At 71.7% G+C, this 9,718-nt stretch carries 10 protein-coding genes; 5 read left to right on the forward strand and 5 right to left on the reverse strand.

From position 1 onward, the window contains the following. On the reverse strand, positions 1–1,115 hold a 1,115-nt coding region (locus ACWEVO_RS19245), incomplete at its 3' end, for an AAA family ATPase (RefSeq protein WP_452308894.1). 158 nt (positions 1,116–1,273) lie between these two features. Beyond that, positions 1,274–1,828: a hypothetical protein gene (locus ACWEVO_RS19250; RefSeq protein ID WP_452308895.1), complete on the reverse strand. Its 555-nt coding sequence runs from the start codon at positions 1,826–1,828 to the stop codon at positions 1,274–1,276. A gap of 341 nt (positions 1,829–2,169) precedes the next feature. Between ACWEVO_RS19250 and ACWEVO_RS19255 the strand changes: the two genes are divergently transcribed. From ACWEVO_RS19255 to ACWEVO_RS19265, 3 genes are all read left to right on the forward strand, one after another. Next, positions 2,170–3,696 carry a hypothetical protein gene (locus tag ACWEVO_RS19255; protein ID WP_452308896.1) on the forward strand — a complete coding sequence of 509 codons (1,527 nt, stop codon included), beginning with the start codon at positions 2,170–2,172 and terminating at the stop codon, positions 3,694–3,696. 80 nt (positions 3,697–3,776) lie between these two features. Next, positions 3,777–4,295, forward strand: coding sequence for a hypothetical protein (locus tag ACWEVO_RS19260; RefSeq protein WP_452308897.1), 519 nt, complete (start codon positions 3,777–3,779; stop codon positions 4,293–4,295). A gap of 142 nt (positions 4,296–4,437) precedes the next feature. Then, positions 4,438–4,800 carry a nuclear transport factor 2 family protein gene (locus tag ACWEVO_RS19265; protein WP_452308898.1) on the forward strand — a complete coding sequence of 121 codons (363 nt, stop codon included), beginning with the start codon at positions 4,438–4,440 and terminating at the stop codon, positions 4,798–4,800. 8 nt (positions 4,801–4,808) lie between these two features. On the opposite strand, the gene ACWEVO_RS19270 is transcribed toward ACWEVO_RS19265, so the two are convergent. The 3 genes from ACWEVO_RS19270 to ACWEVO_RS19280 are packed head-to-tail and all read right to left on the reverse strand — an operon-like array spanning position 4,809 to position 6,799. After that, entirely contained in the window at positions 4,809–5,462 is a 654-nt protein-coding gene (locus tag ACWEVO_RS19270; protein ID WP_452308899.1) for an FMN-binding negative transcriptional regulator, read from the reverse strand. Between the two features lies 1 nt (position 5,463). Then, positions 5,464–6,201 (reverse strand): B3/B4 domain-containing protein, encoded by a 738-nt coding sequence (locus ACWEVO_RS19275; protein WP_452308900.1) that lies wholly within the window; start codon positions 6,199–6,201, stop codon positions 5,464–5,466. Continuing rightward, positions 6,194–6,799: a helix-turn-helix domain-containing protein gene (locus tag ACWEVO_RS19280; protein WP_452308901.1), complete on the reverse strand. Its 606-nt coding sequence runs from the start codon at positions 6,797–6,799 to the stop codon at positions 6,194–6,196. The genes ACWEVO_RS19275 and ACWEVO_RS19280 overlap by 8 nt, the downstream gene beginning before the upstream one ends. A gap of 142 nt (positions 6,800–6,941) precedes the next feature. Here ACWEVO_RS19280 and ACWEVO_RS19285 point away from each other — a divergent pair, with 142 nt between their 5' ends. Next, a complete protein-coding gene (locus ACWEVO_RS19285; protein ID WP_452308902.1) occupies positions 6,942–7,370 on the forward strand; it encodes a Fur family transcriptional regulator in 429 nt (142 codons plus the stop codon). A gap of 23 nt (positions 7,371–7,393) precedes the next feature. Next, the gene (gene katG, locus ACWEVO_RS19290; protein ID WP_452308903.1) at positions 7,394–9,670 is read left to right on the forward strand and encodes a catalase/peroxidase HPI; all 2,277 of its coding nucleotides are present in this window, start codon (positions 7,394–7,396) and stop codon (positions 9,668–9,670) included. The last annotated feature ends 48 nt before the right edge of the window (positions 9,671–9,718 follow it).

Consider the following 9,718-nt stretch of genomic DNA (forward strand, 5'->3'; position numbering starts at 1 on the left):
GCGATGATGCCGGCGATCGCGGCGTCCGGGCCGACCGTGCACAGCGCCAGGTGACGGGCCCGCTCGTCCGGGTCGGCGACGACGTCGGCGAGCGCCCGGTGCATCCGGCGGCGGATCCCAGGCGAGATGGTCGAGCGGACCGCCGACGCGTAGACGGGGTGCGTGAACTCGACCGCCACCGGCGTGACCACCAGCAGCCCAGCCTCCTCCGCCGGGTCGAACACCGCTGGCCGCACCCCGGCGGCGGTCACGTCGCGCAGCGTCGGGACGGTGAGCAGCGCGGCCAGGCGTACCGCGTGCAGGGTCTCGGTGGGCAGCGTGGCCAGCACCTCGGCGAGGAGTTGCTGCATCGACGCCGCCACCGGGAGGTCCTCGCCCGGCGACGGCGGTCGGGGCAGCCGCATCACGGCACGCGCCAGCTCGATCGCGAGCAGCGGGTTGCCGCCCGCATCACGGGCGATCCTGGCCAGCAGCGGACGACCGAGCGTGGTGCCGAGCCGGTTGCGCAGGATGTGGTGCAGGGCCCCCACACCCAACGGCTGCACCCCGAACCGGGTGAGCCGGCTGCCGGCCGGACCCTGGTCCAGGCCGAGCGGTACGACCTCCGGCCCTGCCTCGGCTCTCCGGCAGGCCACCAGCGTGGCCGGCCGAGGCGCCACCCGCCGCAGCGCGAACCGCAGCGCCCGCTCGCTGGCCCGGTCCAGCCACGGGGTGTCGTCGATCGCGATCAGCACCGGCACCTCGGTGGCCAGCGCCGCGTCCAACAGCGACCGGGTGGCGGCGCAGACGACCCGCTCGTCAACCGGCTCGTCGCTGTCGGCGGAGAGCAACACCATCTCGGCCGCGCGGCGCTGCGGGCCCGGCAGTTCGGCCACCCGTTCAGTGAGTGGGCGAAGCATGTCGGCCAGCGCCGCGTACGGCAGATCGACCTCAGACTCGGTCGGGGCACAGGAGAGCACCAGCCAGCCGTCGTGCTCCGCCTGCGCCACCAGCGCCCGCCACAGCGTCGTCTTCCCGATTCCCGCCGGCCCGTCCAGCAGCACCGTGCCCGCCGCACGCAGGCAGCGCCCCGCCTGGTCGATCACCGCGTCGCGGCCGACGATCTCGCCCAGCACGTGACGAATATGGCATGGTGGCGCAACCCGAGCCAGGCCGAACCGCCACCGCCGATACCCCCGGACGATCGCATGTGCCGTTACGTCCGACCCGATGCCGCCGCTCGGTTCAGCCGTGACGGTCGCGCAGAACGCGGGCGCCGGCATTCCGACCGGGCTCAGAGCCGGTCGGCGACAGTCCGGGCGACCGCTTCCAACGGCTTGCGGTTCTCGGCCGGGTCGTTGAGCCGTACCAGGCGAACGGCTGCCCAGAGACCGGACTTGTTGACGAAGACCGCCTCGAGGCTGACGTAGGTCTCGTCGCCCACGCCCGGCAGCGGCCGCAGTTCGTGCCCGAGATCCCGTTCGATGTCCAGGAACTTCTTCGCCCCGTCGCCGACGTAGACCTCCACCTGTGCGGTCGGGCCGGTGACCGGACCGGTGTAGGTGCAGCTCTCCCGTACCGGCTTCGCGTCTTCGAGGCGGGTGCCGGCGAGTCGCTCGGCCTCCTTCTTGGACACCAGGGCGCAGGGGTCGGAAACGGCGCCGGCCGGGGTGGGGGACGAATCGTCGACGCTCGCCTCGGGCGTGCCGCCTCCGACCGGCTGGCCGGCGGCGGCCGGCGGCGCGGGCGGGGGCGTACTCGCCGAACGGGCGCACCCGGCGGCGCCCAGCAGCGGGAGCGCGATCAGGGCCAGCGCGGCGAGTCGGCGGTGAGCCGGGTTGTCATTCATCGGTACGGATCTCCCTGTGGTCGGACCCGCCGCCGGACAGGACCTGTCGACCGGGTCGCGGATTGGCGCGCCGATCGGGAGCGAGCGGCGTCACGTCCTGGATCGAAGGTTAGGACCGGGCGCGCTGAGAGGAATCGGGGATTTCCCTCTCGATCGGCGATGCCCCGGTCGACCGTCCCGAGTAGCGGGTCGCCACGGATCGGACCCCACCGGGCCGGCGCGTGAGCCTCCGTCCCACCCGCGCCGGCCCCGGGCGGCGAAGCGCCGAGGCCGGGTGGGCCGGACTCTGCATAGGGAATCACCCGATTCGGTAACCGCCCCAGCCACCTAGCGTCGAGCCCATGACCAGCCATGCGCCTCGGACGGAGCGCCGCGACGGCACGCCTGGCCGCAGCGTGGTTCGCCGCCGGCTCAGCGGCACCGCGGCCCTGGTGTGCCTGGTCGCCGTCACCGCCGGGTGCGGCCTGAGCAGCTCCGCCGGCTCGGACCCTACCGGCCGGCAGTACGGGTACGCGCCGAAGCCGGACCGGTCGGTGGCATATCAGCCGGACGTCGTGCTCGTCTCCGGGGGCGGCGACGCCATCCGTTCCGTGAGCCGGGACGGTTTCACGTACGTGATCGACGGTGCCGCCAAGGGCGCCGACGACCTCGCGCCCGGGAAGATCATGTTCGCCACGAGTGAGGCGCTCGGCCGGGTGGTGCGGTTGGCGCGGACGGGCGACGACCTGGCCGTCACCCTGGCCCCCGTCGAGTTGACCGATGTGGTGCGGGACGGCCACTTCACGATCGACCAGGCGCTCGATCTCGAGTCGCAGACCTTCAGCCAACTGCCCGACCTGCTGGGGGAGGCGGTCGGCGGGGCCGAGGCCACCCCCGTCCTACCGGATCCCCACAAGGCCACCGGGCTGGGCACCAACGCCATCGGCGCGGGCGATTTCCGGCTCGCCGTACCGCCGATCGCCCTTCGGCCGGCGCGCGGGCCGGGCCCGGAGGCGGCCAAGAGCGCTCAGCGCAAGGTCGGGGACTGGGACGTAACGGCGTACAAGGACAGCGCCAAGCTGGGGCTGACCGCCGAGCACTCGACTGCCGCACAGGGGCGGGCGGGCGGTCTCAAGGTCGACTTCGACATCCAGTTGCTGGTCCGGAACCTGCGCGTCCAGGGTGACATCCGGGTGGCGAACGGCATCATCCCGAACCCGTCGTTCCGTATCGACGGGGTCGAGGGACTCGCGGTGACGATCGCGGCCGGTGCCCAGGGTGGGCTCAGCGACAACAAGAAGGCGAAGATCGAGTTCCCGATCGAGGTGAAGCAGCCCATCATCATCGGGGGCTTTCCCGCGACCCTCAAACAGACGTTCAAGTTCCTCGTCGAAACGGCGTTCACGGCGAAGAACGGCAACCTGTCCGCGACCGGTCAATGGGGGCTCGCCGGACCGATCGGCTACGCCGGCTCGTCCGTCCTGACGCCGACCTTCTCCGTACGCAAGAGCATCATGCAGTCCCTGCGCGGCGTGTCCATCGGTGTCGAGGCGATCGTCCTGGCGGTGGAGTTCCGCTTCGGTTTCATGATCGGCCTGCCGGTGGCGGGCGCCGGGCCGTTCGCCGCGATCGTGGCCTCGGTCGGCCTGACCAACGGTTCGGCGGCCGGCCGGGTGGGCCTGCCGCTGGCCGGACCGGCCGTGAAGTGTCGCGGATCCACGCTCGTGGCGACCGTCCGCGCCGGCGAAGGCATCAACATGTCCGCACCTCTGGCGAAGGCGATCGAGAAGGTGCTGAAGGTCGACATCCCCACGGAGGCGGACTTCCTCAAGAAGGACATCGTCAACCGCACCATCGTCGAACCGGACGTGCCCCTGTGCCGGGGCTGACCGCTGAGCAGCGGAACCCATGCCCCGCCCGACGTCGGGCGGCAGGCGACAAGCGAACCCCCGTTGGGAAGGGATGACCCATGAACATCTTCCGGAAGCTGGCCCACGTGGCGATCGTCGGCGGCGCGCTCGCCCTGGTCGTGGGGTGCGGCAGCGACGCCGGTCCGACGTCGTCCGGTACGGCGGACGGTTCCGGTACGGCGGACGACGCCGCCAGTGCCGTGACCGAGGCCAAGGGCGGCGAGTGCGAGCGCCTCACCGCGAGCGAGGTCACCGACGTGATCGGCCCGAACGACGGCGGGCAGCATGACTACGCGCTCGGCGGATGCGTCTGGACGGCGACCTCGGGCGCCAAGGACGGACTCGTGGAGGCGATCTCCGCGACAGTTCTCTCCAAGCCCGAGTACGAGGCCGTGGCCGAGGTCGGGGAGCCGGTGACCGGGTCCGCCGACGGGGCCACCTACGACACCACCCACGGTGAGCTGTGGTTCCCGTGCCGCAGCGGCGACTTCTGCGGGATCAAGGTGAAGATCAGCGATCCGGACAAGCGCAAGGACGTCGCGACCCGACTGGGCAAGGTCCTGCAGGGGCGGGTGTAGCGATCGGGCCGACCCGGCTGGCGGGCCGTCGCCAGCCAGCCGCCACCGGCTGTCTGGCGCACCCACCGCTGCCCACGGGCGCGCATTCTGCCGGCGGCAGATCAACCTGGTGGCGACCGACCGGAGCAGTGAGACTCACGGCATGGGATCCCCGGCGCCCGCGGCCCGACTGGAACTGCTCAGCTCGCTCTACGCGGCGTTCAACCGCCGGGACGTCTCCGCCGTGCTGGCGGCGCTCGCGCCTGACGTGTCGTGGCCGAACGGCTGGGAGGGCGGCGTCCTCCGAGGCCACGACCAGGTCCGCGCCTACTGGCGGCGGCAGTGGGCGGAGATCGATCCCGTCGTGGTGCCCACGGAGTTCCACACTGGGGACGACGACCGCGTCACCGTCACCGTGCACCAGATCGTGCGTACCCTGCACGGCTCTGTTGTCGCCGATCAGCTCGTGAAGCACGTCTACCGCTTCAACGACGGCCTCATCGCGGACATGGAGATCCAGCCCTGACCGGCACGTCACTCCGCCTGCCACTCGCCGACCGCGGTGAGGCGCCGCCGCTGCTGCCGCGCGACCCCGGCGTCGAGCCCATGGCCGCGCTGTTCGAGGTGGCCGATGACGCGTTCACGGTGTGCGCCCGGCTTGTGGTCGTCGTACTTGAACTTGGCGTCCACCCGCAGCACCCGCAGCCGGACACCGCGGATGCCGGGCAGCATCCGGCCGTACGGCGTTTCGTCGGCGGCCACCGTGGCGTGCCGGCCCTCGGGTTGGAAGTCGGCGAGCTGGGCCGCGAGGATCTCCGCCTTGCCCTGCGGGTCGTCGACCACCGTGGGCCGGCACACGAACTGCACGGCGCTGTAGTAGCTGGTGGGCACGCCGTCCTCCGCGGGCTGGCCCGGCGTGGCCCGCCAGTACGTCGGGATGTAGGCGTAGTCGCCGACGACGGCCAGCCGTACCTCGGTGGCCGCCGCCAGATGGCGCCAGACGGGGTTCGGCCGGGCCAGGTGGAGGAGCAGTTCGCCGCCGGCGACGGTGAAGTGGGTGGGCAGCATCAGCGGGGCCTGCGCGGGGTCGAGGTTGTTGACCGCGAGCATCCCGAACCGGTCGGTGGAGGCCAGCCACTCCTGCCACTCGGCGGGGTCGAGCGCGGCGTCCCAGGGGTGGATGAGCATGTCAGGCTCCGGCATCGGGGGTGGTGGCGGTGATCAGGCGGCGGGCGATCCGGACGTCGGGCCCGAGCCGGCTCAGCTGGGAGATCAGGTCCTCGGCGGCGGCGTGGAGTGCCTCGTCGGCCAACGGGTCCAGCGCGTCGAGGATGAACAGCGCCGCGGTCGTGTCGTCGCGCAACTGGGTGCGGCGGGCCTGCCGCCAGTTCCACCGCCGGCAGGTCACGCCGGCGTCGTCGCACCACACCACCTCACCCGGCTCGGGGTGCTCGATCACGGCGATGCCGCCGGCCGCGGTGTCGAAGGGCTCGGCGCCGGTGGCGCGGAGCAGCCGCGGCGCACCGGTGTAGCGGGTCAGGTCCTCCCCACCGAGCGGGAGCTGATGTAGCACCGAGACCGCGTTGTAGAGGTCGGTGAGCCGGTTCACCCGCGGCAGGCCGGACGCCGCGCGGCGCAGGAGCGCCTCCAGACTGTTGCGGGTGCGTTGCGGCTTGGCCCCGAACCCGCGGTACGCCTCCCGCCACGCCGCCACATGGGGGAGTTGCTCCACCGCGTGGTCGGCGAGCACCTCGCGAGCTGCTGTCTCCGCGGCCCGCAGCGCGGCGTCACTCGCCTCGTCACTCGGGCCCGGGGCGATCCCGTCGACGGCCAGCAGCATGGCGCGGTAGTCGGGCCGCAGCGCGAACACCGCGGCGTCGACCTGGCCGGCGGCGAGGAACTTCTGGAGCGCGTCGAGGTCAGGCACGGACAACCTCCGACCGGGGCTTGGCTCCCACGCCCGGCTCGAAGACCGCGAGGGAGAACCTCGCCGGCTGCGTACCGGGGTTGGCATACGAGTGCGCCACGTCACCGGGGAAGGCCACCGCATCCCCGGCACCGAGAGGGACCGACTGCTCGGCGACCTCGACCGTGACCGTGCCCTGCTGAACCTGCACCAGCTCCTTGGTACCGGGCGCGTGGGCCTCGCTCGCGTGACGGTCGCCCGGGCCCAGGGTCCAGTCCCACAGCTCGACCAGATCCGGTGGTTCGGTGCCGGCCACCAACACGCCACGTCCACCGGACGCACCGCTCCACAGAACGGCGCCGTCACCGTGGCGGGTCACCTTGACCGGCTTGGCCTGCGGCGGCTCGACCAGGGCGGGGAGTCCGACGCCGAGCGCGCCGCCGAGCCTCAACAGGGTGCCCACACTCGGGTTCGCCGCACCCTGCTCGACGTTGACCACCATACGGCGGCTCACCCCGGCGGCCTCGGCCAGTTGATCGAGGGTCCAGCGGCGCGCCTGCCGCTCCTGGCGCACCCGGAGGCCGATGGCCGACGCCAGGGCGGCGGTGCTCTCATCCATGAGTGCATGGTAGTGCACTTTTAGTGCATGGCCTGCGGCAGCTCACGGAGCTTGCATCCCGGGTCGGACGCCCGCGCGGACCTGGCGTGTCGGGATCCGCAAAAACTTGAACAATTCCAAAAGAGTGGACTATGTTCGTTCCATGACGTCCGCCTTCGAGACGCAGCTCCGGGCGGTCTCGTTGCGCGTGACCCGGCCCCGGCTGGCGGTGCTCGCCGCGCTGCGCGACCACCCGCACGTCGACACCGACGCGGTGATCGCCCTGGTACGGGCGGATCATCCCACAATCTCCCATCAAGCGGTGTACGACGTGCTGCGCGCCCTCACCGCCGCCGGTCTGGTGCGGCGCATCCAGCCCGCCCGTGCCACCGCCCGCTACGAGCTGCGGGTGGGGGACAACCACCACCATGTCGTGTGCCGCTCCTGCGGCGCGATCGCCGACGTCGACTGCGCCGTCGGCCATGCCCCCTGTCTCACCGCCTCCGACGACCACGGCTTCGCGGTCGACGAGGCGGAGGTCGTCTACTGGGGCACCTGCCCCGACTGCGCGACCGAACGCACGTCCCAGTGACCCGCCAGTTCGGAAGGAAGCACATGAGCGACACCCAGGACAACGCCCCGGTGAGCGCGCAGGGCGTGGACAAGAAGGAAGCGGCCGGCTGCCCGGTCGCCCACGACTCCGTGACCGCCCACGGCAGCGAGAGCGAGAACCCGGCGATCGACTCGCCGACCCCGAAGACCGGCGGTCGTCCGCGCAGCAACCGGGACTGGTGGCCCAACCAGCTCGACCTCTCGGTGCTGCACGCCCACTCGTCCAAGAGCAACCCGCTGGGGCAGAACTTCAGCTACGCCAAGGAGTTCGAGAAGCTCGACGTCGAGGCCCTCAAGCAGGACATCGCCAAGGTCCTCACCACCTCCCAGGAGTGGTGGCCGGCCGACTTCGGCCACTACGGCGGCCTGATGATCCGGATGAGCTGGCACGCCGCGGGCACCTACCGTATCGACGACGGTCGCGGCGGTGCCGGCGACGGCGGCCAGCGGTTCGCTCCGCTGAACAGCTGGCCGGACAACGCCAACCTCGACAAGGCCCGCCGGCTGCTGTGGCCGGTCAAGCAGAAGTACGGCCAGAAGATCTCCTGGGCCGACCTGCTCGTGCTCGCCGGCAACGTCGCCCTGGAGTCGATGGGCTTCAAGACCTTCGGCTTCGGCTTCGGCCGGGAGGACGTCTGGGAGCCCGAGGAGATCTTCTGGGGGCCCGAGGACACCTGGCTCGGCGACGAGCGCTACGTCTCGGAGAAGGAGATGACGGCCGGCGTCGGGGCCACCGAGATGGGTCTCATCTACGTCAACCCGGAGGGCCCGCGCGGTAACGCGGACCCGGCCGCGGCGGCGCACTTCATCCGCGAGACCTTCCGGCGGATGGCGATGAACGACGAGGAGACCGTCGCCCTCATCGCCGGCGGCCACACCTTCGGCAAGACCCACGGCGCCGCCGTCGCAGACGACCACGTCGGCCCCGAGCCGGAGGCCGCCCCGCTGGAGGCGCAGGGCCTGGGCTGGCTGAGCACCTACGGCAGCGGCAAGGGTGGGGACACGATCACCAGCGGTCTCGAGGTGACCTGGACCGACCGGCCGACGCAGTGGAGCAACCGGTTCTTCGAGATCCTCTTCGGCTACGAGTGGGAGCTCACCACGAGCCCCGGCGGCGCGAAGCAGTGGGTCGCCAAGGACGCCGAGGCGATCATTCCCGACGCCCACGACCCGGCGAAGAAGCACAAGCCGACGATGCTCACCACCGACCTGGCGCTGCGCGTCGACCCGGCGTACGAGAAGATCTCCCGCCGCTTCCTGGAGAACCCCGACGAGTTCGCGTTGGCGTTCGCCAAGGCCTGGTACAAGCTGCTGCACCGTGACATGGGCCCGGTCAGCCGCTTCCTCGGGCCGTGGGTCCCGGAGCCCCAGCTCTGGCAGGACCCGGTGCCGGCCGTCGACCACGAGCTGGTGGGCGACGCCGACATCACCGCCCTCAAGGCGAAGGTCCTGGAGTCGGGCCTCACGACCGCCCAACTGGTATCCACCGCCTGGGCCTCCGCTGCCACCTTCCGCTCGACCGACAAGCGCGGCGGCGCCAACGGCGCGCGGATCCGCCTCGAACCGCAGCGCAACTGGGAGGTCAACCAGCCCGAGCAGCTCGCGACGGTCCTGGCTACCCTCGAGGGCATCCAGCGGGAGTTCAACTCCGCCGGCGGCGCGAAGATCTCCCTCGCGGACCTGATCGTGCTGGCCGGCTCCGCCGCCGTCGAGAAGGCGGCGCGCGACGCCGGCGTCGACGTGGCCGTGCCGTTCCACCCGGGCCGCACCGACGCGAGCCAGGAGCAGACCGACGTCGAGTCGTTCCGGGTCCTCGAGCCGCGCGCCGACGGGTTCCGCAACTACCTGCGTCCCGGCGAGAAGACCCAGCCGGAGGTGCTGCTCGTCGACCGTGCCTACATGCTCGGCCTGACCGCGCCCGAGATGACCGTCCTGATCGGCGGCCTGCGTACCCTCGGCACGAACGTCGGCGGCACCCGGCACGGCGTGCTCACCGACCGGCCCGGCGTGCTCACCAACGACTTCTTCGCCAACCTGCTCTCCCCGGGCACCCGGTGGAAGGCGTCGGAGTCCGACGAGCACGTGTACGAGATCCGGGACCTGGCCACCGACGAGGTGAAGTGGACCGCGACCCCGGTCGACCTCATCTTCGGCTCCAACTCGCAGCTGCGGGCCCTCGCCGAGGTCTACGCCAGCGAGGACGCGCGCGGGAAGTTCGTGACCGACTTCGTCGCGGCCTGGACCAAGGTCATGGAACTCGACCGGTACGACCTCGCCTGATTCGGCACGCAACCGACGAGCCCCGGTCGATCAGCGATCGTCCGGGGC

It is taken from the genome of Micromonospora sp. NPDC003776 (assembly GCF_053605645.1).